At 68.6% G+C, this 24,925-nt stretch carries 24 protein-coding genes; 7 read left to right on the top strand and 17 right to left on the bottom strand.

What is annotated here, in order from left to right; all coding sequences use genetic code 11:
• Positions 1-11 precede the first annotated feature (11 nt).
• The 6 genes from ACWGKS_RS15445 to purS form a co-directional block, all read right to left on the bottom strand.
• Positions 12-350: a hypothetical protein gene (locus ACWGKS_RS15445; RefSeq protein WP_452455376.1), complete on the bottom strand. Its 339-nt coding sequence runs from the start codon at positions 348-350 to the stop codon at positions 12-14.
• 217 nt (positions 351-567) lie between these two features.
• Positions 568-2,862 carry a phosphoribosylformylglycinamidine synthase subunit PurL gene (gene purL, locus ACWGKS_RS15440; RefSeq protein ID WP_452522924.1) on the bottom strand — a complete coding sequence of 765 codons (2,295 nt, stop codon included), beginning with the start codon at positions 2,860-2,862 and terminating at the stop codon, positions 568-570.
• 81 nt (positions 2,863-2,943) lie between these two features.
• Positions 2,944-3,474, bottom strand: coding sequence for a hypothetical protein (locus ACWGKS_RS15435; protein WP_358503991.1), 531 nt, complete (start codon positions 3,472-3,474; stop codon positions 2,944-2,946).
• A gap of 55 nt (positions 3,475-3,529) precedes the next feature.
• Positions 3,530-4,225, bottom strand: coding sequence for a phosphoribosylformylglycinamidine synthase subunit PurQ (purQ, locus tag ACWGKS_RS15430; protein ID WP_358503988.1), 696 nt, complete (start codon positions 4,223-4,225; stop codon positions 3,530-3,532).
• A 312-nt stretch (positions 4,226-4,537) separates the two neighbouring features.
• Entirely contained in the window at positions 4,538-5,005 is a 468-nt protein-coding gene (locus tag ACWGKS_RS15425; protein WP_358503985.1) for an ATP-binding protein, read from the bottom strand.
• A 167-nt stretch (positions 5,006-5,172) separates the two neighbouring features.
• Positions 5,173-5,415 carry a phosphoribosylformylglycinamidine synthase subunit PurS gene (gene purS / locus ACWGKS_RS15420; protein WP_067602247.1) on the bottom strand — a complete coding sequence of 81 codons (243 nt, stop codon included), beginning with the start codon at positions 5,413-5,415 and terminating at the stop codon, positions 5,173-5,175.
• Between the two features lie 278 nt (positions 5,416-5,693).
• Between purS and ACWGKS_RS15415 the strand changes: the two genes are divergently transcribed.
• The gene (locus ACWGKS_RS15415; RefSeq protein WP_358503981.1) at positions 5,694-6,323 is read left to right on the top strand and encodes a sigma-70 family RNA polymerase sigma factor; all 630 of its coding nucleotides are present in this window, start codon (positions 5,694-5,696) and stop codon (positions 6,321-6,323) included.
• Between the two features lie 428 nt (positions 6,324-6,751).
• Here the strand turns inward: ACWGKS_RS15415 and ACWGKS_RS15410 are convergent, their stop codons facing one another.
• The 3 genes from ACWGKS_RS15410 to ACWGKS_RS15400 form a co-directional block, all read right to left on the bottom strand.
• Complete coding sequence (locus tag ACWGKS_RS15410) at positions 6,752-7,825, bottom strand: CPBP family intramembrane glutamic endopeptidase (protein WP_358503978.1); 1,074 nt, start codon at positions 7,823-7,825, stop codon at positions 6,752-6,754.
• 118 nt (positions 7,826-7,943) lie between these two features.
• Positions 7,944-8,342 carry a VOC family protein gene (locus tag ACWGKS_RS15405; RefSeq protein WP_358503975.1) on the bottom strand — a complete coding sequence of 133 codons (399 nt, stop codon included), beginning with the start codon at positions 8,340-8,342 and terminating at the stop codon, positions 7,944-7,946.
• The gene (locus ACWGKS_RS15400; protein WP_358503972.1) at positions 8,339-8,632 is read right to left on the bottom strand and encodes an ArsR/SmtB family transcription factor; all 294 of its coding nucleotides are present in this window, start codon (positions 8,630-8,632) and stop codon (positions 8,339-8,341) included. The genes ACWGKS_RS15405 and ACWGKS_RS15400 overlap by 4 nt, the downstream gene beginning before the upstream one ends.
• Positions 8,633-9,074: 442 nt before the next feature.
• On the opposite strand from ACWGKS_RS15400, the gene ACWGKS_RS15395 reads away from it, so the two are divergent.
• The 6 genes from ACWGKS_RS15395 (at position 9,075) to ACWGKS_RS15370 (ending at position 17,951) form a co-directional block, all read left to right on the top strand.
• On the top strand, positions 9,075-11,540 hold the full coding sequence (locus tag ACWGKS_RS15395) for a molybdopterin oxidoreductase family protein (protein WP_358503969.1): 2,466 nt from the start codon (positions 9,075-9,077) through the stop codon (positions 11,538-11,540).
• The gene (locus ACWGKS_RS15390; protein WP_358503966.1) at positions 11,537-12,004 is read left to right on the top strand and encodes a hypothetical protein; all 468 of its coding nucleotides are present in this window, start codon (positions 11,537-11,539) and stop codon (positions 12,002-12,004) included. Before ACWGKS_RS15395 ends, ACWGKS_RS15390 begins: the two co-directional genes overlap by 4 nt.
• A gap of 304 nt (positions 12,005-12,308) precedes the next feature.
• Complete coding sequence (pdhA, locus tag ACWGKS_RS15385) at positions 12,309-13,424, top strand: pyruvate dehydrogenase (acetyl-transferring) E1 component subunit alpha (RefSeq protein WP_358503963.1); 1,116 nt, start codon at positions 12,309-12,311, stop codon at positions 13,422-13,424.
• Positions 13,425-13,427: 3 nt separating this feature from the next.
• Positions 13,428-14,408, top strand: a complete 981-nt coding sequence (locus ACWGKS_RS15380; RefSeq protein ID WP_358503960.1) for an alpha-ketoacid dehydrogenase subunit beta — start codon at positions 13,428-13,430, stop codon at positions 14,406-14,408.
• A gap of 19 nt (positions 14,409-14,427) precedes the next feature.
• Positions 14,428-15,867, top strand: coding sequence for a dihydrolipoamide acetyltransferase family protein (locus ACWGKS_RS15375; protein ID WP_358503957.1), 1,440 nt, complete (start codon positions 14,428-14,430; stop codon positions 15,865-15,867).
• A gap of 383 nt (positions 15,868-16,250) precedes the next feature.
• The gene (locus tag ACWGKS_RS15370; RefSeq protein WP_358503954.1) at positions 16,251-17,951 is read left to right on the top strand and encodes an OmpA family protein; all 1,701 of its coding nucleotides are present in this window, start codon (positions 16,251-16,253) and stop codon (positions 17,949-17,951) included.
• 69 nt (positions 17,952-18,020) lie between these two features.
• Here ACWGKS_RS15370 and ACWGKS_RS15365 read toward each other — a convergent pair whose 3' ends face one another.
• The 8 genes from ACWGKS_RS15365 to ACWGKS_RS15330 all read right to left on the bottom strand — a co-directional run bounded on the left by ACWGKS_RS15365 (position 18,021) and on the right by ACWGKS_RS15330 (position 24,896).
• The gene (locus tag ACWGKS_RS15365) at positions 18,021-18,953 is read right to left on the bottom strand and encodes an AEC family transporter (protein WP_358503951.1); all 933 of its coding nucleotides are present in this window, start codon (positions 18,951-18,953) and stop codon (positions 18,021-18,023) included.
• Between the two features lie 78 nt (positions 18,954-19,031).
• Positions 19,032-19,472: a GerW family sporulation protein gene (locus tag ACWGKS_RS15360; RefSeq protein ID WP_358503948.1), complete on the bottom strand. Its 441-nt coding sequence runs from the start codon at positions 19,470-19,472 to the stop codon at positions 19,032-19,034.
• Between the two features lie 113 nt (positions 19,473-19,585).
• Positions 19,586-20,710 carry a hypothetical protein gene (locus tag ACWGKS_RS15355; RefSeq protein ID WP_358503945.1) on the bottom strand — a complete coding sequence of 375 codons (1,125 nt, stop codon included), beginning with the start codon at positions 20,708-20,710 and terminating at the stop codon, positions 19,586-19,588.
• Positions 20,711-20,836: 126 nt separating this feature from the next.
• On the bottom strand, positions 20,837-22,948 hold the full coding sequence (locus ACWGKS_RS15350; RefSeq protein WP_452522917.1) for a serine/threonine protein kinase: 2,112 nt from the start codon (positions 22,946-22,948) through the stop codon (positions 20,837-20,839).
• A gap of 68 nt (positions 22,949-23,016) precedes the next feature.
• On the bottom strand, positions 23,017-23,379 hold the full coding sequence (locus tag ACWGKS_RS15345; RefSeq protein WP_358503939.1) for a hypothetical protein: 363 nt from the start codon (positions 23,377-23,379) through the stop codon (positions 23,017-23,019).
• A 14-nt stretch (positions 23,380-23,393) separates the two neighbouring features.
• Complete coding sequence (locus ACWGKS_RS15340; RefSeq protein ID WP_067602323.1) at positions 23,394-23,687, bottom strand: WXG100 family type VII secretion target; 294 nt, start codon at positions 23,685-23,687, stop codon at positions 23,394-23,396.
• Between the two features lie 43 nt (positions 23,688-23,730).
• Positions 23,731-24,072 carry a hypothetical protein gene (locus ACWGKS_RS15335; RefSeq protein WP_358503936.1) on the bottom strand — a complete coding sequence of 114 codons (342 nt, stop codon included), beginning with the start codon at positions 24,070-24,072 and terminating at the stop codon, positions 23,731-23,733.
• Between the two features lie 263 nt (positions 24,073-24,335).
• Positions 24,336-24,896: a hypothetical protein gene (locus ACWGKS_RS15330; RefSeq protein WP_358503933.1), complete on the bottom strand. Its 561-nt coding sequence runs from the start codon at positions 24,894-24,896 to the stop codon at positions 24,336-24,338.
• Between the last annotated feature and the right edge of the window lie 29 nt (positions 24,897-24,925).

Raw genomic sequence — 24,925 nt, 5'->3', positions numbered from 1 at the left:
CCCCAGAAGACTCAGTAAAGTTCGACGTTGATGGGACGGGAGAGGTCGCCTCCACTCGCCGAGAAGTCTCCTCCGGACTCCTGGTCGGTGTGAGAGATCTCCTCAGCGCCCGACTGTGTGTTGCCGGCGATCGCGACACATTGATCCTCGACGTCTCGGATGCTGTCGGCGTGCTCGCCGGAGTACCCGCTCCAACCGGTGACGCCCGGAACGTTCCCGGCAGCTTTTCCAGCAGCGCTAATGGCGTCTTCGAAGTCGACGGATGTTCCGAGAATGCGCTGGGCGGCGAGCTCGGCCTGGACGCCGCCGGAGTGTGCTTCTCCGGTGTTGGCTCCGGTTCCGTTTCCCATGGGATCTCGTCCTTATCAGGGGGTTCTTGCAGGTGTTCAGGCCTGCGTTCGGGAAGGGCCGATCAGGGTTGGCCCGAGGTTTTGATGTTCGCGATAAGGGCGACTTCGGAAGAGTAACAAATGGTCCATACGTACTCGAAAATGATCTTGTGGGGATGCTCTTCGAACAAAAAAGGGGGCGCCCCGGCCGGGACGCCCCCTCGATCACGTCGAAGTGCTAAACGCCGTTCATCACGGCGGGAATGGCCGCTTCGTAGGAGGTGCGCAGGTCCGTCAGGGCGATCTCGACGACGCCTCCCGGGTGCGTCACCGTGAGGCTGTCACCGCCGACCGTGCCGATCTGGGTGACCGGGACGCCGTGTTCGCCGGCCAGGGCCACGAACTCCTCCTCTTGGCCGGGCTCGACCGCGACGATCGCGCGGGCGCCCGACTCGCTGAACAGCTCCGTGAAGGCGTCGCCGTCCAGTTCCACGCGCAGGCCCTTGCCGCCGCGCAGCGCCGACTCGGCCAGCGCGACGCCCAGGCCGCCGTCGGACAGATCGTGCGCGGCCACCGCCAGGCCACGTTCGGCCGTGGTGGCCAGGACCTCGCCCAGGGCGGCCTCGGCTGCCAGGTCCACCTTCGGGGGCAGGCCGCCCAGGTGTTCGTGCACCACGTCGGCCCAGGCCGAACCGCTGAACTCGGGACGGGTCTCGCCCAGCAGGAACACCCGTGAGCCCTCGGAGTCGAAGCCCGAGCGCAGGCGCCGGTTCACGTCGTCGATCACGCCGAGCACACCGATGACCGGGGTCGGGTTGATCGGCACCTCACCGGTCTGGTTGTAGAAGCTGACGTTGCCGCCGGTCACCGGGGTGCCCAGCTGCTGGCAGGCGTCGGCCAGACCGCGGGTGGTCTCGGCGAACTGCCACATCACGCCGGGGTCCTCGGGTGAGCCGAAGTTGAGGCAGTTGGTGACCGCGAGCGGCCGCGCGCCGGTGACGGCGACGTTGCGGTACGCCTCGGCGTAGGCCAGCCGGGTGCCCGCGTACGGGTCCAGCCGGGTGAACCGGCCGTGGCCGTCGGTGGCCAGGGCCACCCCGCGGTCGGAGTCGTCGGAGATCCGGATCATCCCGGAGTCGTGCGGGGTCGACACCACCGTGTCACCGCGCACGTAGCTGTCGTACTGCTGGGTGATCCAGGTGGGATCGCCCACGCCGGGGGCTCCCAGCACCCGAAGGAGCTGTTCGCGCAGCTCCGGGTCACCCTGCGGGCGCGGCAGCTTCGCGGCGTCGTCGGCCTGTAGCGCGTCCTGGGACTCCGGGCGCGCGTACGGGCGCTGGTAGACGGGGCCCTCGTCGGAGGCGGTCCGGGGCGGCATGTCCACGATGGTCTCGCCGTGCCAGGTCATCAGCAGACGGCCGCCGCGCTCGGCCTCCTCGGGCGTCACGTCGGTGACCTCGCCGATCTCGTCGGCGAGGACGCCCCACTTGTCGCAGATCGCGAGGAAGTCGGCCATCTTGGCCGGCTCGACGATCGCCATCATGCGTTCCTGCGACTCGCTCATGAGGATCTCCTCAGGGGTGAGTCGGTGGTCGCGCAGCGGGACCTTGTCGAGTTGGACGTTCATGCCACCGGTGCCACCCGCCGCCAGTTCGGTGGTGGCGCAGGAGATCCCGGCCGCGCCGAGGTCCTGGATGCCGACCACCATGTCCTTGGCGTACAGCTCCAGGCTGCACTCGATGAGCAGCTTCTCCATGAACGGGTCACCGACCTGGACGCTGGGCCGCTTGGTGTGCGACTCCTCGTCGAAGTTGGCGCTGGCCAGTACGGAGGCGCCGCCGATGCCGTCCGGGCCGGTGCTGGAACCGAACAGCACCACCTTGTTGCCCGGGCCCGGAGCCTGCGCCAGCTTGATGTCCTCGTGCCGCATCACACCCACGCACAGGGCGTTGACCAGCGGGTTCCCGAGGTAACCGGCTCCGAAGCCGATCTCGCCGCCGATGTTGGGCAGACCCAGGCAGTTGCCGTAGAAGGAGATGCCGGAGACCACCCCGGGAAGCACCCGCTTGGTGTCGTCCGCGTCGAGCGGCCCGAAACGCAGCGCGTCCATCACGGCGACGGGACGGGCGCCCATGGTGAGGATGTCGCGGACGATGCCGCCCACGCCGGTGGCCGCGCCTTGATGGGGCTCGACGAAGGACGGGCTGTTGTGCGACTCGATCTTGAAGGTGACGGCTCGTCCGTCACCGACGTCCACCACACCCGCGTTCTCGCCCATGCCCACGAGCAGGGCGTCGTTGTCGGGAGCCTTCTCCCCGAACTGGCTCAGGTGCACCTTGGAGGACTTGTAGGAGCAGTGCTCGCTCCACATCACCGAGTAGATCGCCAGCTCGGAGGCGGTGGGTCGGCGGCCCAGGATCTCGCGGACCCGCTCGTATTCGTCCTTGGCCATACCCAGTTCGGCGTACGGCTGAGGGGTGTCCGGGGTGTCGTTCGCCGCGATGACGGTGTCGAGGCCGGGTACTTCAGACATGCGGTTGTTCCGTTCGGGTGTCGCGGAGTTGCGCGGGTGGTTCAGGCCGAGCCTTGGCAGTGTCCGCCGCCCGGCACCGGATCAGTAGGCGGGCATGCCCGCGTTGCCCAGCATGATGACCGGGATGGAATCACCCGGCGAGGAGGAGTCGGCCACCAGGACGTCGCCGTCGGTGAGGACGGATTCGGTGAGCTCGATGTCGTCGGGGGAGTCGGCCTCGGGCGGCAGCTCCTGGTTCCAACCGTTGGCGAGCAGGTGCTCGTACACCGTTCCGATCGCCTCGTCGGTGTCCATGTCGAGTTCCTCACCGTCCTCACCGGCGACGAGGATCAGCCGGAAGCAGATGCTCCCGTTGCAGTGGGCCTCGTCCTGGTCCACGTAGGTGAACCCGGAGGGTGGGCTGCCCAGGGCGTCGACGTCGGGCGGTGGCTCCTGCTGTTGCCCGTCCGGCGTCCCTTGTTGCCCCTGTTCTCCCTGGCCCTGTTGTCCTTGGGCCACGGGGGCGGCGTTGAACGACTGGAACAGGCCGATGGCCCCGGAGATCACCAGGCCGACCACGACCAGCCCTACCAGTACGAACATGGTCTTCCGGGAGCGCAGCAGCGCCATCATCGCGAGGATCGTCCCCCTGTCGGGTGCATGGGGCCGGTGGACCGGCCCGGGTCGGTCAGACCTGAGCCGGGGTTCCGGACGCCAGGTGGCTCAGGATCGAGGTGAAGAAGCCCAAACCCTCGGTGGAGGGGCCGGTGAGGGCCTCCACGGCGTGTTCGGGGTGCGGCATGAGGCCGACGACGTTGCCGTGCTCGTTGGTGACGCCGGCGATGTCGCGGCGCGAACCGTTGGGGTTGGCGTCCACGTAACGGGCGATGACCCGGCCCTCGGCCTCCAACCGGTCGAGGGTGGCCTCGTCGGCGACGTAGCTGCCCTCACCGCTCTTGAGGACGACGAGGATCTCCTGGCTCTCGTCGTAAGCGTTGGTCCAGGCGGTGCTCGTGTTCTCCATCCGCAGGACCTGGTCGCGGTTGACGAACCGCAGCGAGGAGTTGCGGGTGAGCGCGCCGGGCAGCAGGTGGCTCTCGCACAGGATCTGGAAGCCGTTGCAGATGCCCAGGACCGGAAGGGCGCCCGAACGCGCCGCCGGGACCAGTTCGGACATCAGCGGGGCGAACCGGGCGATGGCGCCGCAGCGCAGGTAGTCGCCATAGGAGAAGCCGCCGGGCAGGACGACGGCGTCGACACCTTTGAGGTCGGCGTCGGCGTGCCACAGCGGGACGGGTTCGGCGCCGGCCAGGGACACGGCGCGAGCGGCGTCCTTGTCGTCAAGGGAGCCGGGGAAGGTGACGACGCCCACACGGGCTGTCATGAGCACACTCCGAGATCGTGGTTCGACGGGGAGAAGTTCGGTGCCCGACCCCGCCACGAGGACGGTGGGTCCGCTACCCCCGCAGCGTACCCGCTCACCTGTGCTCGGGTACGACGGTCACCCCGTTAGGGAAGGTCCGACCTGTGTGATCCTCCGAAGGAAACCCCGTCTGGAGGGGGCGCGGGTGTGCGACCGGACAGTTCTCGTGGCGTGCGTCACGTCTCGCCTTTTCCGTCGTGATCTTGCTACCAGAAGCGAAAAAGGCCTCTTTCTCGCCCCTGGTAGCAAGATCACCAGGGGAGGGCCCGGCTGTTAGAGCAGGGCGAAGCGGGCGTGTGGGTTCTCTCCCGTGTGCTCCGGGTCGCACGACGTGGCCCGTTTGCGCAGGATGACGGTGGTACGGGGCTCCCCACGGAAGTCGACCTCGTCCATGAGGTACCGCATCAACGAGATGCCCCTGCCCGATTCCGTTTCCAGACCCGGGAGGGGCGTGTGCGGTGAGGTGAACCTGTCGGCGAGCGCCGCCATGTCCGGCGCCCTGCCGCTATGGGAGACCCGCATCTCGTACCAGCCGGGGGCGAACTCGGTCTCCACCTCGTAACCGGCGTTCGGCCCGCCGTGCTCGATGGCGTTGGCACAGGCCTCCGAGACGGACAGCAAGATGTCGTCGACGCATTCCTGGCACAGTCCCGACCTGCTGAGAAGTGCGCCGAGCATGTCGCGGACTATGGCGACGGTGTACGTCCTTCGTGGGAGGGAGATCGAGAATACGGTGTCCATCCGTGAACCCCTCGTGCTCCGTGTCGTTGGCTACCCGGCGTCAGGAACCCTTCCCGAGGTCGCTCCGGGTAAAACGAACAGCCGCGCCCTCGGGGGGCACGGCTGAACAAGTCGGACACTTCCGGCGCGTGGGTTCGGGGTATGCGGCGCGGAGTGTGCGGGGAGGGTCAGGCGGGACGGACCTCGAAGTCCTCGATGACGGTGTTGGCGAGCAGGGTCTCGGCCAGGCGACGGACGTCGGCGAGCTTGGCCTCGTCCACCTCGCCCTCGACCTCGACCTCGAAGCGCTTGCCCTGGCGGACCTGGTCGATCCCCTCGAAACCGAGGCGGGAGCAGGCCCCGGCGATCGCCTGACCCTGGGGGTCCAGGATCTCGGGCTTGAGCATGACGTCAACCACGACGCGGGCCACAGGTCCTCCACAGGAAAACTGGAAAAAGGGGTATGCCATCGGTCCACCGTGCGAAGGGCGCGGGACGCACCTGGTGGCGACGCCAGCGTATGACACCCGGTGGTGAACACCGGCCTCGGCCAGGCGCCACGCCGGCTGTTTACCGCATGCTTACCGGTACCGGATACGGATTCGGTGGGTTCGTGACCCGTATCACGTGGATTGATGTCATCATTGGGAAGGTGATGCTGCGTCTAACAGAGTGGAAGTGATCGTTCCGGTCGTCCCGAGGGGGAATCTTGACGACTCTCGAAAAAGAACACGTCTCCACGAACGGTGAGGGCAAGGAAGAGACTCTCGACTTCGCCGCCGCGGTCACACCGTTCGCAGACCAGCTGTACCCGACGGCCCTGCGCATGACGCGCAATCCGGCCGACGCCGAAGACCTCGTTCAAGAAACGTTCGCCAAGGCCTTCGCCAATTTCCACCAGTTCCGGGCCGGTACCAACCTGAGGGCCTGGCTTTACCGAATTCTTACCAACACCTTCATCAACGGCTATCGCAAGAAGCAGCGGGAGCCCCGTCAGGAGACCACCGACGAGATCAAGGACTGGCAGCTCGCCGCCGCCGAGGCCCACACCTCGTCGGGCATGCGGTCGGCCGAGACCGAGGTCCTCGACCGTCTTCCGGACTCCGACATCAAGCAGGCGCTGGCTCGACTCCCGGAGGAGTTCCAGGAGGTCATCTACCTCGTGGACATCGAGGGCTACGCCTACAAGGAGGTCGCCGCGCGCATGGGAACACCCCTGGGCACGGTGATGTCGCGACTGCACCGCGCACGTCGCCAACTCCGCGAGATGCTCGCCGACTACGGCCGTGAGCGCGGCATGAAGGCGCCCACGCCCAAGGCTCGCGCGGCCACCGAATAACGGTGATGGGAAGGCCCCTGAACGGGGCCGTGCGCGGCCCGCAATTCCCACGGGCCAGAGCGTCCCCGCCCCGTGTCGGCGGTGGTGTGGGGACGATGGAGTTCACTCCGACCGGGTGGCCCCGTACGCACCTGGAGTAACTCGAAGTAACGCGAGGTAAGACGCCCGAGGAAGTGGCTCAGGTCGCATCATCGCTCTTCCCGGCCGTTCTTCTCGACCGCTCTTCCCGAAACCCCGGAAACGAGCGTTTTCGCGCACTCGTGAAACCGCGTTCCGGACGAATCCGCCGAAGCTCCCCACCGATTTATCACGGAGACCACACCGATGGTGACTCGCGGTCGGCATCGGTTCCGAACCCCTGCCCGGGAACCGGAAACGGCGTCGCCCGAACCCCCCGGCCGGGTTCGGGACGCCCCTCGACCCTGGTCTCACCCCCGGTTCTCCACCGTGGTGGCCGATTCCGGCTGCGCCGCGACAGCGGATGTGAGCGGTGGCCCGGTCCGTCGCGACCGCGTCCACACCACGGCCGTGATCACGGCGAGCAGCACACAAGGCACGAGCATGACCGGGGATCCGGTGCCCACCGACCGGTCCATGCCCTCGGTGAAGTCGGTGTGCGTGACGAGGGTGAGCAGGAAGGCGAGCGTGTTGTTGACCGCGTGGATGACCACCGCGAGCTCCAACCCACCCGTACGCCAGGTGATCAGGGCGAGGGTGGCGCCGAACGTGAGGTAGTAGAGGTTCAGCCACGGGTCGAACGCGAAGTGCGCCACCATGAACAGCAGGCTGGAGACCACCACGCCGAGCAGCAGCGCCGTACGCGGGCCGCGCCCCCAGCTCGCGGCGACCCGGAAGGCCAGTCCACGGAAGCCGTACTCCTCACCCGCCGACTGCAATGGGGTGAGCAGAACGACGAGGCCGAGCATGACGACCAGGTCGACGGTCGTCCACGAGGTCGTCGGGTAGGGCGTGAACACGGAGAAGGCGGTCAGGTAGACCGTCCAGATCGGCAGGATCACCAGCAGGGAACGGCCGAACACGTCGGGGCGGAACCGCGACAGGATCGAGTGCAGTGACGCGCCCTTCACCCCGTAGAGCCAACGCTGGATCAACATGCTCCACGGCAGGAGGACGGCCAGCCCGAGCATGCTCGTGGCGTGGGTCGCGGGGGTGAAGTCGGTGCCTCCGGTCAGGATGCTGTCGCGGCCGAGCGCCATGTCGATCGCGACTCCGAGGAACATGAACGCGAAGGCGAAGACGAGCAGGCCGCCCATGAGCAGCGTGAGCGCGGCGATGCCCCGCCAGATCCCGCGCTTCTCGCGGGTGAGGACCCGGTGGTAGGGGACTCCCGGCGGGACCGGCCGCGGACCGCGCCGCCGCTTGGTCGGTGCCTGCGGGGCGGGTGGTGCGGACACGCCCCCGGCGGTGGGGGCGTCCGTGTGCGGGGGAGGCGTGTGGGGTGCCGGTGGGGTGGATCCGGGCTGTTCGTCGTCGCGGTTCATGTCTTGAACCTAAGTCCGCGGGGTGCTCACTCGGCAGTCCCCGGAATCACCGGTTCCGACTGCGATCCGCGGAGACCGGCACATGACATCCGTCATTTACCGGTCTCCGCAGTGGGAGTCACTGGAGCTGTTGGATCTGGATGAGGTTGCCGCACGTGTCGTCCAGGACCGCGGTGGTGACCGGGCCCATCTCCAGGGGTTCCTGGGTGAAGCGCACGCCCAGTCTCCGCAGACGTTCGTACTCGGCACGGACGTCGTCGACCGCGAAGGCGGTGGCGGGGATGCCGTCTTGGACCAGGGCCTCCTTGTAGGGGCCCACCGCGGGGTGTCCGGAGGGTTCGAGGACCAGTTCGGTGCCCTCGGGGTCCTCCGGAGAGACCACGGTCAGCCACCGGTGCTCGTCCACGGGTTCGCCCAGCGGGATGTCGTGCTTCTTCACGAAGCCGAGCTTGTCGGTGTAGAAGTCCAGGGCCTTGACCTGACTGTCGACGAAGACGCTGTTCAGGTGGATCCTCATGGTGCGCCGTCCTTCGTGTCGGGTCGGAGCCACCGTTCGGTGATGTGTCGCAGTGGCTCCGGATCGATGTCGTGGAACTTGTAACGCCCCTCCCGGCGACTCCTGACGAGTCCCGCGCCTTCCAGTACCGCCAGGTGCTGGGAGACGGCCTGTCGGGACATGCCGAGCTCGTGCTTCATGAGCAGTCGTCCGCAGAGCTCGAACAGGGTCTGTCCGGACCTTTCGGTGAGCTCGTCGAGGATCGTCCGCCGGGTGGGGTCGGCCAAGGCCTTGAAGATGTCATCGGCCATGCGGCCACTATAGGCAAGTAAGTACTTGCCTACCAACCTGTGACCTGCCCCTTCTCGGTAAAGATCCAGTGCCCCCGAGAACCTTCATGCGCGACCCCCATGAGGCCGTTTCCCGGTTTCCGCTGATGACGGGGATGAGAGGTCGCCAGGTCGTCCGTCGCCGGCCGAGGTGAAGGCGCCTTGACGCCGGGAGTCTTCCAACCCCTACGCACACCTGAGTTCGGCCACGCCGGGCGAAGGTCCGGACGACCGCCATCACACGTGAGCGGCTTGGGTGGGTCGGGCACGCGTCATCCTCACCTGGAACCCGGCCGATTCACCCCGCGCTCCCTTGGCCGGACCCGGGGACGGCCGGGTGTGGGCGGGTGGGCGACCGGGTAGCCGGGATGGCACCGGTTCGGGCCGACCCGAACCGCGTCTCGACGAGAAGGGGTGGTCACCCGTGCCGTCCAGGGACCCGATCGCCGAACCGTGGGGCACACGGACCCCCTACGGCCAGGGAGAGCAGTGGCCCGTGCGGGTCGACCGGCACCTCGCCGAGGGGGTGGATCCCGATGACGTGGACCGCTGGGTGCGAACCGCGTCGATCCTGCACTCCAACGGCGACGCGATGGACATCGCGGTCAAGGACGGCCGGATGGTGGGGGTGCGCGGGCACGGTGAGGACCGGGTCAACCGTGGGCGCCTGGACCCCAAGGACCTCTACGGCTGGCGGTCCGGCCACTCACCCGACCGACTGACGCGACCCCTCGTACGCCGCGACGGCGAACTGGTCGAGACCGACTGGGACACCGCGATGGACCTGGTGGTCCGGCGCAGCGGGGAGCTGCTCGACGAGCAGGGCGCCAGTGCCCTGGGGTTCTACACCAGTGGACAACTGTTCCTGGAGGAGTACTACACGCTCGCGGCCATCGGCCACGGTGCCATCGGCACCAACCACATGGACGGCAACACCCGCCTGTGCACGGCCACGGCCGCCGCCGCGCTGAAGGAGTCGTTCGGCTGTGACGGCCAACCCGGCTCCTACGGCGACATCGACCACGCCGACGTCATCGCCCTGTACGGCCACAACATGGCCGAGACCCAGGCGGTGCTGTGGTCCCGGATCCTGGACCGCCTGGCCGGACCGAACCCGCCCCTGCTGCTCTGCGTCGACCCCCGGCCCACACCGGTGGCCCGGGAGGCGACACTGCACCTGGCGCCGCGCCCGGGCACCAACGTCGCCCTGATGAACGCGATCCTGCACGAACTCATCCGTACCGACCGGGTCGACCACGCCTACGTCGAGGCGCACACCGTCGGCTACGAGGCCCTGCTGGAGACGACGGAGGCCTACCCGCCCGAGCGCGCCGCGCGGATCTGCGAGGTGCCCGCCGACCACATCCGCGAGGCCGCCGCGTTGTTGGGCGGGGCCGAACGCCTGCTCTCCACCGTGCTCCAGGGCTTCTACCAGTCGAACCAGGCCACGGCGGCGTCCGTGCAGGTCAACAACGTGCACCTGCTGCGGGGCATGCTGGGCCGACCCGGCGCGGGCGTGCTCCAGATGAACGGCCAACCGACCGCCGAGAACACCCGCGAGTGCGGCGCCGACGGCGACCTCACGGGCTTTCGCAACTGGAACAACGACCGGCACATCACCGACCTGGCCAAGGTCTGGAACCTGGACCCGATCCGGATCCCGCACTACGCCCCGCCCACGCACGCCATGCAGATCATGCGCTACGCGGAGAAGGGTTCCATCCGCTTCCTGTGGGTCAGCGCGACCAATCCGGCGGTGTCCCTGCCCGAACTGGGCCGGATTCGGGGACTGCTCGCGAGTAAGGGCCTGTTCCTGGTGGTTCAGGACCTCTTCATGACCGAGACGGCCGAGCTCGCCGACGTGGTGCTCCCCGCCGCGACCTGGGGAGAGAAGACGGGGACGTTCACCAACAGCGACCGCACCGTGCACCTGTCGGAGAAGGCCGTGGAACCACCGGGCGAGGCACGGCCGGACCTGAACGTCTTCCTCGACTACGCGCGACGCATGGACTTCCGCGACAACGACGGGCATCCCTTCCCACAGTGGCATGACCCCGAGTCCGCCTTCGAGGCGTGGAAGCGGGCGAGCGCGGGCCGCCCCTGCGACTACTCCGGGATCACCTACGACCACCTGCGCCGCACCGGCGGTGTCCAGTGGCCCTGTAACGAGGAACATCCGCGGGGCACCGAGCGGCTCTACGCGGACGGCCGGTTCTGGGCGAGCCCCGAGGAGTGCGAGAGCTTCGGCAAGGACCTCGTCACGGGGGCGCCCTCGGAGGAGGGGGAGTACCGCTCGACCAATCCCGAGGGCCTGGCGATGATCAAGGCCGTGGAGTACGTGCCCCCGCACGAGGAACCCGGCGAGGAGTACCCCTTCACGCTGATCACCGGCCGCACGATCTACCACTTCCACACGCGCACCAAGACGGGGCGCGCGCCCGAGCTCCAACGGGCGGCCCCAGAGGTGTGGGTGGAGATCGCCTCCGCCGACGCGCGGGAAGTGGGGATCGACGAGGGCGACCACGTCGAGGTCCGTTCGCCGCGTGGCCGAATCCACGCCCGCGCCAGGGTCAGCGGAATCCGTCCCGGGGTGCTGTTCGTCCCCTTCCACTACGGCTACTGGGACACCGACGCCTCCGAGGACGGTGACGACCGGGACCGGGCCGCCAACGAGATGACCGTCAACGACTGGGATCCGGTGTCCAAGCAGCCCCTGTTCAAGACCGCCGCCGCGAGCCTGAGGCCGCTGGGTCGGGGCGATGGGCGACCGTCTCCGGCGCCCACCACGACGGCGTCCGCGCCGGTCGACGCGCGGGTGCCGGCCACTCGGGGCGAGCCGGACACCGTGGAGGAGCCGACGGCGGAAGCCACCGAGGGGAGGACACGATGAGGATCGGAGCCGCCCTGCGGGAGCTTCACCGCTCGGAGAGCGCCCTGGCCACCGAGTTGTCACGGGTGTCCGAGCGGTATCCGAAGGAACAGGAGGTCCATCACGTGGCCGAGGACCTGGCGGCGTGGTCCCGTGACCACGTGCGCGTGATCGCCGAGGTGGCGCCCCGTTACCGTGTGGACCCCGCCGCCCTGGAAAGCCCCGAACCCTCGGAGGAGGGGCGGCCCGAGCTACCCGGGGAGGGCTCCGACAAGGAGATGGCGCTCTTGGCCGACCTGAGACGGCTGTACCGGATGAGCGGCGGGGTGGCGCTGGACTGGGACCTGCTCGGACAGGGCGCCCAGGCCGTCGCGGACCCCGACCTGCTCTCGGTCGCCGAGCGGTGCCGGCCTCGCTCGGTGCGTCAGATGCGCTGGGCGCGGGGGATGCTCAAGGCTCTCTCACCGCAGATCCTGGCGACCTGAGGAACGGGTTCCGGTGGCCTCGCCACGAGTGCCCGGCCCGTCGCGGTCGCGTGCTCGAAAAGTTGTTGGAAGTCCTTGTAGATGCTAGGAACCCCTGCTAATCGGCCTGGTCACGGATCCGGGAACATGGGTCGCGCCGCGTAAAAGGTGTCGCCGGGGGCTTGCGCACCCCATGGTGAGGTCTGTCACGATGTGGGCAGGACTGTCCATGACCCTCCCGACACCCTGGGAGCGCGCATGGACCGTTAAACGGTCGGCCAGCGTTCACCCACGCGAAGTCGGCCCCGAGAACCCGAGGAGCGACGTGTCGGAAACCGCCGCGCACGAGGAACCGGAGCTCATCCAGCTCCTGACCCCGGAAGGGGAGCTCAAGGAGCACCCCGACTACCCCCTGGACATCAGCGCGGAGGAGATCCGCGCCCTGTACCGTGACCTGGTCCTGGTCCGCCGGGTCGACAGTGAGGCCGTGTCCCTCCAGCGCCAAGGCGAGCTGGGCCTGTGGGCCTCGCTCCTGGGCCAGGAGGCCGCGCAGATCGGCTCCGGCCGTGCTCTGCGCCCCGAGGACATGGCCTTCCCCTCCTACCGCGAGCATGGCGTCGCCTGGTGCCGCGGCATCGAACCGAAGGAACTCCTCGGCATGTTCCGCGGGGTCACCAACGGAGGTTGGGACCCGCACGAGTACGGCCTGCACCTGTACACGATCGTCATCGGCAGCCAGGCCCTGCACGCCACCGGCTACGCCATGGGCGTCCAGCGCGACGGCGCCGTGGGCGAGGACGGCACCGCCGTCATCTCCTACTTCGGCGACGGGGCCACCAGCCAGGGCGACACCAACGAGGCGTTCAACTTCGCCTCGGTGAACAACGCCCCGGTCGTGTTCTTCTGCCAGAACAACCAGTGGGCCATCTCCGAGCCCCTGGAACGTCAGGCCCGCGTACCGATCTACAAGCGCGCCGCCGGCTTCGGCTTCCCGGGTGTGCGCGTGGACGGCAACGACGTCCTCGCCTGCCTGGCCGTGACCCGTGCCGCCCTGGACAACGCGCGCACCGGTCAGGGCCCCACCCTGATCGAGGCGTTCACCTACCGGATGGGCGCCCACACCACCAACGACGACCCCACCCGTTACCGGGACGCGGCCGAGCTCGACGAGTGGAAGGCCAAGGACCCGATCATGCGGGTCCGCAACCACCTCGAACTGTACGAGCTCGCGGACGAGGCGTTCTTCGCGAAGATCGACGAAGAGGCCGACAAGGTCGGAGAGATGGTGCGCACCCAGTGCCGCTCCATGGCCGACCCCGAGCCGCTGGAGATCTTCGACGAGGTCTACGCCGAGCCCAACGTCCACATCGACCGACAGCGGTCCGAGTTCGCCGACTACCTGGCCTCGTTCGAAGGCGCCGGCGCGGAAGGGGGCCGTTAGGCCATGGGAACCAACCTCACGATCGGTAAGGCCATCAACGCGGGGCTGCGCGCCTCGATGGAGCACGACCCCAAGGTCCTCGTCATGGGCGAGGACGTCGGTCGCCTGGGTGGCGTCTTCCGCGTCACCGACGGTCTGCACAAGGACTTCGGCGCCGACCGGGTCATCGACACCCCGCTGGCCGAGTCCGGCATCGTCGGCACCGCCATCGGTATGGCGATGCGCGGCTACCGCCCCGTGGTGGAGATCCAGTTCGACGGGTTCTTCTTCCCCGCCGCGAACCAGACCTTCACCCAGTTGGCGAAGATGCGTCGCCGTTCGGCGGGCAAGCTCAGCATGCCCGTCGTCATGCGCATCCCCTACGGCGGCGGCATCGGCGCGGTCGAGCACCACAGCGAGTCGCCCGAGGCGTACTTCCAGCACACCGCCGGTCTGCGAGTGGTCAGCGTCGCCAACCCGGAGGACGCCTACTGGATGATCCAGCAGGCCGTTCGATCCGACGACCCGGTGATCTTCCTGGAGCCCAAGCGGCGCTACTACGAGAAGGCCGAGGTCGACACCGGAGCCTCGATCGACGCGGTCACCCCGATGGGTGCGGCGCGCATCGCCCGCCCGGGTACCGACTGCACGCTGCTCGCCTACGGACCGATGGTCAAGACCGCGCTACAGGCGGCCGAGGCCGACGTCGACCACTCGATCGAGGTCATCGACGTGCGCTCGCTCGCACCGGTCGACTACGCCACCATCACCGAGTCCGTGAAGCGCACCGGCCGCCTGGTGGTCGCGCACGAGGCCACCCTCACCGGTGGCCCCGGGGCGGAGATCGCCGCGCGCGTCACCGAGGAGTGTTTCTACCACCTCGAATCGCCGGTCATCCGCGTGGCCGCGTTCGACACCCCCTATCCGCAGTCCAGGCTGGAGGAGCACTACCTGCCGGACCTGGACCGCGTCCTGGACGGGGTCGACCGGGCGTTCGCGTACTAGATCGGGGAAACCGCAAGACATGGCGATTCAGAAGAGCACGCCCGCGGTCGACGGCGTGAACGCGTTCAAACTGCCCGACGTCGGTGAGGGCCTGATCGAGGCCGAACTCCTCACCTGGTACGTCCAACCGGGCGACAAGGTCACCGACGGTCAGATGATCTGCGAGATCGAGACCGCCAAGGCCGTCGTCGAGCTGCCCTGCCCGTTCTCCGGGACGGTCAAGGAGTTGATGGCCGCCGAGGGTGAGACGGTCGAGGTCGGTTCGGTCATCATCACCGTGGACGACGGAACGGGCGGCACGCGTGCCTCCGGTTCCGCCGACAGTGGTGCCGATGGTGAGGCCGCCGAGGAGACCGAGGAGCGGGAGAAGCCCCTGGTGGGCTACGGCGAGAGGGCGGCTTCCACCCAGCGCCGCGCTCGTCGTCGTCCCACCCCCTCGGCCCCGGTGTCCGCACCGCCGCCCAAGTTGAGCGAGCCCGCTCCGGCGGGCACCCCCGGGGTGATGGCCGCTCCCGCCGGTCCGGCGCCCGCTTCGGGGCCGGTGGGCCGCCCGCTGGCCAAACCGCCGGTGCGCAAGCTCGCCAAGGACCTCGGGGTGGACCTGGCGGCGGTGACGCCCACCGGCAAGGGCGGCGTCGTCACCCGCGAGGACGTGCACGCCGCCGTCGAGACGCCCGAAGCCCCGGCCGCCCCGGCCGCCCCGGCCGCCGCGGTGTCCGCGGCGCCGGAGGCCACGCCCACGCCGGACCGCACCGCGCGTGAACGTCGGGTGCCGATCAAGGGCGTGCGCAAGCACACCGCCGCGGCCATGGTGAACAGCGCGTTCACCGCCCCGCACGTCACCGAGTTCCTTCAGGTGGACGTCACCAAGACGATGAAGGCCGTCGCCCGCTTGCGGGAACGTCCGGACTTCGCCGACGTCAAGGTGTCGCCGCTCTTGTTGGTGGCCAAGGCCCTGCTCATGGCCATCCGACGGCATCCGGACGTCAACGCGTCCTGGGACGAGGAGAGCCAGGAGATCGTGGTGAAGAACTACGTGAACCTGGGGATCGCGGCCGCCACCGAGCGCGGGCTGGTGGTGCCCAACGTCAAGGACGCCGACGCCAAGCCCCTTCCGGAACTGGCGGCGTCCTTGAAGGAGCTCACGGACACCGCGCGTGCGGGCAAGACCAGCCCGGCCGACATGTCCGGTGGCACGATCACCATCACCAACGTCGGTGTGTTCGGGGTGGACGCGGGGACACCGATCCTCAACCCGGGTGAGGCCGCCATCCTCGCCTTCGGCCAGATCCGCGACATGCCCTGGGTGCACAAGGGTGAGCTGAAGATCCGTAAGGTCACCACCCTGTCGCTCTCCTTCGACCACCGGTTGGTCGACGGTGAGCTGGGATCCAAGGTGCTGCGGGACATCGGCACCGTACTGGAGGACCCGGAGCGGACCGCCCTGGCCTGGGGCTAGATCCTGGAAGAGCGAGGGGCCGGCGCACCGTGGGTGCGCCGGCCCCTTCACGTTCGCCCGTCGAACACGTGGACGGGCCCGTCCCCCAAGGGGGTGGGGGCGGACCCTACCGTCCAGTGTTCCCGTCATGTGGACTTGACCAACCTTTGGCCGGCGTTTTTGTCGACCGATTCACGAAGGCCGACCGTGGGCACGGTCGGGTGTCGGTGAGCGGGGCCGACGATTCGGTTTCCCCTCGGCTTTCCCCGATCGACACCTACGGAGAACCGTTCTCTCGGCGCGGGTGCCGTTCCGTCGAGAAAACGGGACCCGGCTAGAACCAACACTGTGTTGGTGGAGTCTCAATCAGCGTTGACCAAAAGAGACACAGAAGGGCACTCTCCATGCCGCCCACCCCCCACCTCCTGCTCCCCGCCAAGGCCGGCACCGGCCGAGACCGCGGTTCCCGGACCGTTGGTGCCAGGCTCCTGGCCGGCACCGCGTTGGTGGCCACCGCCGCCCTCACCCTGTCGAGTTGCGGTCTCGTCCGGGACATCCAGGGCGAGGACCCCGACCAAGTGGAGCCCACGACCGAGGAAGAAGCGGTCGAGGAGGACCCGCGCCCCGAGGTCGAGGCCGACTTCCCCTACACCCGTGAGGGCCGGATCTTCCAGGAGTCCGGCCAGGACTCCACCCTGCGCTTCGCGATCACCGGCCTGGAACGCACCGACGACTACACCGTCATGTACTTCGACAACACCTTCGTCGACCACTTCCGGGGCATCGACAGCAGCCTGTCCATGCCCAACACCCTCATCGACCCGGTCAGCGGTCAGGCATTCTGGGAGCTCACCGACGAGGACGGCTATCCCTTCGGTTCCGTGCCGCCCGACGACGGTGTCTTCCCCGTTCGGGTGGACGCCACCAACCAGTACCGGAGCTACTTCCCCCGCCTACCGGAGGAGGTCGAACAGATCACCTTCGTCGGCAGCGGCCTCGGCGCCATGACCGGTATCCCGGTGGTCGACGTCGACGAGGAACAGCCCGATCCGGCCGACCCCAACGGCGCCGACATGACCGTGTCCAACGGCCCGGACGCGGGCGAGACCGTCGAGTTCGAGAACCGACGCCCCGAACCCGGTTGGGAGGAGTACGCGGGGGAGATGGAGAGCTTCGTCGACTCCGAGGTCGCCTCCACCACCCGAGACGGCGACACCGAGACCGTCGCCCTCAAGTCCGACGTCATGTTCGACTTCGACTCCGCCGAACTCACCTCGGACGCCGAGGAGGTCGTCCGCGAGGCTGCGGCCACCCTGCGAAGCAACATCGATCCCGACGACCCCGAGGTCACCGTCATCGGGCACACCGACGGCACCGGGAGCGACGACTACAACCAGGACCTGTCCGTGGAACGCGCCGAGACCGTACGCGAGATCCTGGAGGGGGAGGTCGATGACCTGTCCTTCAGCGTGGAGGGTCGCGGAGCCGACGAGCCCGTGGCGCAGGAGGGCGGTTCGGACACCGAGGAGGCGGAGGCCCGCAACCGACGCGTCGAGTTCTCCTACCGGGTCGACCGCTCCAACGACGAGAACGGCGAAGGCGGCGAGGGTGGACAGGAGGAGGGGGCGCTCGGCTCCAGCGAACGCCACGTCCACCCGCCCGCGGCCTTCGTCGAGGACGACACCACCGAGATCGTCGAGAGCGTGACCGACGACGACGTCCGACTGGACGTGCACCCGCTGCGCCGCGACGGCGCCTACGTCATCAGCACGGTCACCCTCACCAACAACGGTGACGAGCCCGTCCTGCCCGACATGGGTGGCGAGGACGCCGTCTCCCCCGGCGGGCCGACCGACTTCAGTCAGGGCGCCCTGGGCGGCTTCCAACTGCTGGAGCCCGACACCGACCTGGTCCGTTACGTCACCCAACTGAACTTCGGCATGGAGGAGAGCTACGCCGGGTTCGCCGAGGAGGTCCACGAGATGCAGCCGGACAACCAGTACCAGCTCATCGCGGTCTTCCCCGCCCCCTCCATGGAGGGGGCGGAACTGACTCTGCGCGCCGGCCCGTTCGGTGAGATCGAGGGTGTGTACTTCGCCGAGTGACCACCCTTCCCAGGGAGATCCGCCCGGCCCCGTCCTTCGGGATCGGGGCCGGGCCGGTGAACGCGGGGATCAGCCCAGGAGCAGGGTGACGGTGAACAGGACCGGGACGGTGAGGACCGTGGTCATCAGGACCACCTCGCGGGTGAGCGCCTCACCCGTTCGGTACAGGGTCGCGTAGTTGAACACGTTCTGCGCGGTCGGCAACGCGGCCAGGACCACCACGGCGAACAGGGCGGCGCCCTCCAGACCGAACACCAAGGAGCCCAAGGCCCACGCCGCCAGCGGTTGTCCCACCGACTTCAACGCCACCGCCAACAGCACCGGCACCTGGTCCGGACCGCTCCGCCCGGGCATCGCGCTGCCGTGCAGGGAGATCCCGAACGCCAGCAGCATCGACGGCACCGCCATCCCGCCGACCAGGTCGAAGGGTTCCATCAACGGTGCCGGCGGCACCCAACCGGACGCCGATACCGCCACACCGGTCAGGGACGCGATCACCACGGGGTTGCGCACCGGGGTGCCCAGGGAACGGCGCAGCACCGGCCAGAACCCCCGCACACGCCCGTTGCCCAGGTCCAGCACGGTCAACGACACCGGTGCCAACACCAGCAGTTGGAACAGCAGGATGGGAGCGACGAGGGAGGCGTCGCCGAGGACGTACGCGGAGATCGGAATGCCGAGGTTGCCCGCGTTGACGTAGGAGGAACCCAGGGTGCCCACGGTCGTGCGTCCCACACCCCATCGTCGGATGACCCCGACGACGAGGAAGAGCACCGCGACGACCACCACGCTCAAGACGCTCACCAGGACCGGCGGCGACAGCAGCACGGACAGGTCCGTGCGGGCCAGGATCGTGAACAACAGAGCCGGGCTGGCCACGTAGAACGCCAGCCGGTTGAGGACCTCCCTGGCCCCGGGGCCCAGAAGCGGGATCCGGCCCAGCATGTAGCCGATGGCGACGATACTGGCGATGACTCCGAACCCGACGATGACCCCGGACAAGGGGCGCCCCCCGAACTACCGTGCGGCTAAAGACCGGCAAACGCTATCCGAGGCGGCGCACGACGACTACGGCACAGGTCACACCGAGTGCTGTGAGCACTCCTGGTGTCGCCCACATTCGAGTTCCAGCCGCTTGCGTCGCCGGGCCTCCTTCACGGACACCGAGACGATGCGCGCCGCCGCCACCGCGGTGATCGCGGCGAGTGGCAACACCAACCTGGCGGCCGGCTGATGGATGGCCCGGAAGGCGGCGCCCTCGGGAGAGACGACCAGGAACCCGGCGGGGCGCGCCCGCATGAGTCCCATACCTCCGGCGCCGTCGCCACCGGACATGGGCATCTTCCCGGTGCCGCCGCCGATGGTGTTCAGCACGCTGATCCGCGCCACCGGTACCACGGTGGTGGCCCCGGAGGTCACCGGGTCGCCGAACACCGTGGAGGTTCGGGCCAGTGAGCGCGTGCTGTCGATGAGCGAGGTGATGGCGGCGATCGCTCCGCGCGGCCTGTCCTGCTTCGCCATGTTCGGTGTCCTCTCCTCACGGGTGGTCGTGGGATTTCACGCTATAGGGGGCGACCAGGGGTCGGGGGAAGGTCGATGGTCCCGGAGTGTTCGGATTCCCGGACCGAACGGGATCAGGTGGTGGGGCTTTCCGAGGGATCCTCGCTCGGCTCGGCGGGCGGCTCCTGTGCCCAGCGCACGAGCAGGGGCCAACCGTCCATGGAGGCGTCGTGGTAGCGGGGGAAGAGCTCCTCGGTCTCACCGACCGCCCCGTCCTCCAGACCGACGCGGAACCACGCTTGTTCGGTCTGGAGCAGCACGGCGTCACGTTCGGTGGAGGGGGCGAACTGCACCACGGGGGAGCCCTCGTCGGCCAACAGCTCGGCCGTCGAGAAACCCTGCCCCTCCAGGGTCAGCAGAAGCACGCCGCCGGGTGCGTCGTCGCTCTCGTCGGGGCGCAACAGGGCGCTTTCGCCGCCCCACACCGTCGCGTCGTCGAAGGTCTGCCACTGCTCCCCGCCGGTGGTGAGGGTCGCGTTGACGGTGGTGCCGTTGGTCGATCGCGTCACCAACTGGCCCTCCCCGCCGGACAACTGCTGGGTGGGCACGCTGTTGCGGATGTGCAGGGAACCATCCGGGGTGAGCGCCCAGTCGCTGGGCCGCTGCCCCTCACCCAGGGCCAGGCTGCCCTCCTGGTTGGGGGTGCCGTTGGGGGCGTCCAAGGGCACCGAAAGGACCTGGGGTGGTTGCCCGTCAGGACCTCTGGAGACGTACCAGAGGCGGTCTTCGTGGATCAGGGGTTCCGACAGGACCTCGTTCTGCGGCGCGGCGATCGACTCGATCGGTTGGTAGGAGAACCCCTCGACCTCGTCCCCCTCCTCCCCCTCGGCGTCCTCGGGGTCGGTGAGGGCGGCCAGGTGCACGGCGCTGGGCTCGTCGGTGACGAAGGCGAAGTGCTGCCAGTCCTCGGAGAAGCGCCCGTGTACAGGGACCTCCGAGGCCATCGGGTCCACGGCCCCGTCGGGCAGCTCGATCCGCTGGAGCGGCGCACCGGTCTCGGGGTCGTGGAAGACCAGGACCTGGTCGGTTTCGGGGTCGCCGCCCTCGAATCCCCGGTGGATCAGCGCCAGGCCGACCATTCCCCCCTCGGTGAGCTCCTCCACGGTCTCGGGGGACTCGTCGGAGGGATCGGAGGAGGAGTCACAGGCCGTCACGGCGAGCAGGCACACGGCCGAGGCCAGGGCGAGGGAACGCCGCATCGGGTCGCCTTTCCGGGAAGAGTGGGGCTGAAGAACCTGTCCGGGAGGTGGGATCACCGCAGGCACACGATGGTTCTCCTGGTTCCTCACGTTATCGACACGGAACACCGGGGTCGTTCCCGGCTCTCAGTCGTCGGCGTTGGGGGAGGGGGACGGCGAGGGGTCGGCCTCGGCTTCTTCCTCCTCCTCCCGCTCGGCCTCTTCCTCGGCCTGACGTTCGGCTTCGGCGGCCCTGTCCGCGGCCCGCGTGGTGCAGACCTCCTCGGCAGGGGCGGACCCCTCGTCGACGGCGACCAGGGTGAAGCAGTACTCCACCTGAGTGTTCTCCGTGGGGACCTGCGCGGTCACGGCGCCGGGGCCGGTCCGTGCCAGGGTCCGGGGGTCGTGGCCCTGAGGACCGCCGACCACGAAGTAGGAGCCCGTACCACCGGTGTTGTCCGTCCAATTCAGGGTGACGGCACTGAGGGTGTCCTCCAGCATCACGTTGGAGGCGGGGGAGACCTCCGGCAGCGGGGAGGGTTCGGCCACCGGTTGGGCGGGGGCGTCCTCCTCGACCGGTTCCTCCTCGGTCTCCTCGGCGGCGACCGCGACCACCGGTTCGGGGGTGCTCGTCGCCGCGAAGGCACTCGCCACCATGCCGGCCACGAGAACACCGCAGACCGTCACCGCGATGTGCATCTGCTTGCGCCACCGTGGCGGTTCCTGGATCGCGGAAAGGGAGTCCCACTCCGGATCCGAGGACTCCTCCTCGGCCTCGTCGACGGGGAGGTACGCGGACTTCGCGTCACCGCTCCAACCGTCCAGCCGTGACCAGGCGCGCAGCGTGGAGACCTCCTCCCCACGCAGCTTCGCCATCATGAGGTCGGCGGTGCTGTGGTCGGAGTCCTCCGGAACGGCGCCGTGGAGTTCGCGTTCCTCCGGGGTGGGCAGCGGGCGTTGGGACGGACGCAGCCGCGCCGCGCTCTCCAACCGACCCCGGTCCCCTCCACCGGCCGGAGGGAACCCGTCCTGGGGGAAGCCGTGGCCGGTTCCCTCGGCCGGGACGTGCGGTGGGCGCTGTGGTCCGGTTCCGAACGGCGCGGGCGGAGCGTGGGGCCCGGAAGGAACGGACAGGTGCGGAACCTGGGCTCCGGACGGGTGGCCGGTCGGCCCGGGGGAAGGGGGCGTCGGAGGGGCGACCGGGGGCGCCTGAGAGGTGGGAGCGGTCGGCGGGTTCTGCGGTCCTGGGGGTACCGGAGGGGCTTGTGGTCCGGAAGGGGCGGTCGAGGACTGCGGCCCGGTGGCTACCGGAGGTGACTGAGGCCCGGAGTGGGCCGGCGGGGTCTGCGGGCCAGAGGACGCCGGCGGTGTCTGCGGGCCGGAGGGAGCGTTCGTCGGGGCGATACCGCTCATCGAGGGCTGGGCGCCGCTGGGGGCCGTCGCCGTGCGTCCGGACCGTGCCTTCTCGAAGGCCGCGGCGAACTCGGAAGGGTTGGGGAACCGGCCCGCGGGGTCCTTCGTCAGGCCTCGGGTGAGGACACGACGCAGGGAACGGGACACGTCCGGACGCGGCACCGGCGCGGGCTCCTCCGAGAGCACGCGCCGAGCGTAGGCCTGGGGGTCGAAGGGGGAACCGTCCGTGGACGAGAACGGTGCCCGACCCATGAGCAACGTCCAGATCGTCGAGGCGAGCTGGTAGACGTCCGACGCCGGTGTGCGCGGTTCGCCACGGAGGGCCTCGGGGGCCGAGTGGAGGAAGGACTCCATCTGGGGTGAGGGCGGGGTGAGCGGCTCACCGGAGGTGGACACCGCACCGAACCCGGTGAGCACGGGTGTGCGCCCGGCTCGCAGGACGTTTCCCGGACAGACGTCGTTGTGCAGCAGGCCACGGGCGTGCAGGGCGCCCAGGGCGGCGGCGACGCTTCGCGCGATCGCGGCCGCCTCCTGCAACGGAGCGGGGCCCCTCTTCGCCAGCATCTCCCCGAACGAACCGTCCGGGTAGTAGGGCATGGCGATGAAGAACGCACCGTCCGCGGTGGAACCCGCGTCCAACAGGGGGACCACGCCGGGTACGCCGTTGAGCGTGCGCAGGTGACCGAGTTCGACCTGGCCGGCCTCCACGGGAAGCACCTTGAGCACGACCTCGGCGCCGCTGGTCGCTCGGGTCGCGCGGATGATCCGGGCGCGTCGCCCCTGGCGAAGCTGCGTCGAGGTGTCGTACCCCGGGGCCCGGACGGGCCCGGGAGCGGAGCCGGACATGAGAGATCGACCCCCTGTTGGTGGTGGGATACCCGCTCGGGCGAACGGGGCAGGTGTACCGGGCTACGTCAAGGACGATCCTGGAACACCGGATGATCGAGCGTGGGGATCTCGATCATCTGGTTGCGAACGTTGTTGTTGGCTCCCCACCCTCGCTCCTCATTGATCTCCTGCTGTTTGCCGAAGGCGCCGATGAGGGCGATGACCCCGCAGATGAGCGCGATGAGGATGGCGCCGCCGATCACGGCGGGCCACACCCGCTGACGACGGCGCCAGTACCGGCTGGAGCCGTACAGCAGGGCGGATCGAAGTTGCCGATGCCGGAGAGCGTCCGCTTCGAGGACGTACTTCTCCTCGTCGGGCGTGTAGTGGAACGCCTCGGGAAGCTGCGGATCCGGATCGGTGGCAGGAGGCGAGGGTGGGGAGGACATCGGGACCCAGTTTACTAGAACAGACCGTCCAGGTACCGGGTGAGCTTGTCGTACTTGCCGGCGGTGTCACTGGTCGCGTCGATCATCTTCGCGAACGCGGAGTTGACCTCGGAGAAGTGGGTGTCGAATTCCTGGGCCTTGGCCTGGAACTGCGAGCTGCCCGACCCCTCCCACTGGCTGACGGTGCTCTCGGACTGCTCGTTGATCGCGCTCATGATGGCCGTGAAGCGACCCAGGTGCGCCTGCTGGTCGGAGGCCAGGTTCTGCAGCCCACCGACATTGCCGTAAACGTCGAAGTTACTACCCACGAATGTGCCTTTCTCGAAAGCCGTGACGGAAGCGGTGAAGGGGTCAGGCGTTGACCGGACGGGCCATGGCGCCGAGGTCGTTGGTGGACTGCGCGTAGTCGTCGCTGGCCTCGTCGTCGGTCAGGTTGAACTGCTGCTGGCCCTCGTTCAGCTTGATGCCGTTCTGGTTGCACCAGCTCATGAGCTCGTCGAAGCGCTCCATGAGGGTGGTGCGCGCCTCGCGGAAGTCGTGCAGGGCCTGTCCCTGGATGGAGTCGGCGTCACTGCTCATGTCGTCGATGAGCTGGTTCATCTGGGTGCGGAGACCGTCGGACTCCTGCCCGAGCTGCTCACCGCCCTGCGACAGGCTATTGACGTTTTCAAGACCGGCGTGCTGGGAGGACATCCGAACCCTTTCGAAGAATCTCTGATGGGAAAGTGTGCGTCCCGTCCTCCAAGAGCAGGGTGTTCGCCCGAGGCTCGGGATCAGGGGAGGTACGGCGAGTAGGGACATTAGTCAGGGTTTGACCTGTCGGTCAATGCGTATGCGCGTTTCGTGATGTTGTTGACCGGGTGCGAATTCCCTCCTTTCCTTGGTCGAACCGGCGGGCCTCGGTGGGCGTCTCAGGCCACCTGGTGCGCGTTCCGATCACCGGGCCCCGAGGACGTTCAGAGCTCACCGGTGCCGCAGTCGACGTAGTCGACGACGCTCGCCGTGTACTCCTCCTGGCTGTCGAAGGCGTCCTCGTACTGTTCCTTGTAAGCCTTGACGAAGTCATCGCCGCCGACGGTCTCGTCGCACCAGGTGACCTCGTTGTGGTTCATCGCGTTGCCGAGGGACCCATCGACCTCGGCGAGATGGACATCGTCGCCCCAGGCGTCCTTGTCCAGTTCGACCACGAACCCCTCCAGGTCGCCGTCCTCGTATCCGGCATCCCAGTCCACGTCCGCTTCCCCGCCACCCTCGGCGACGATGACCCCGTAGTCGAACAGGTGCTCACGAGTGCCGCCCATGTTCACGAGGACCTCGTCGGAGCCGGCTTCGTCGATCATGCGGTCCAAGGTGTACAGCCGGATCTCCCGCTCGATCCACTGCACGGAGACGTAGTCCTCGGGTAGGCCCGACGTGGGCTCCGGCTCGGGTTCGGACGTGGAACAACCCGATAGGACCAGCCCCGCGGCGAGGGTGAGCACCGGCAGGGTGGATGTCCGGACCGTACGGTGGGTCAAGGGATCCTCCGAGGAGAGTCTGTGGCGGG

The sequence above is a fragment of the Nocardiopsis sp. NPDC055879 genome, assembly GCF_053615935.1.
Note: the sequence above shows the minus strand (reverse complement) of the source record. Positions and strands in the feature narration are given on the sequence as shown.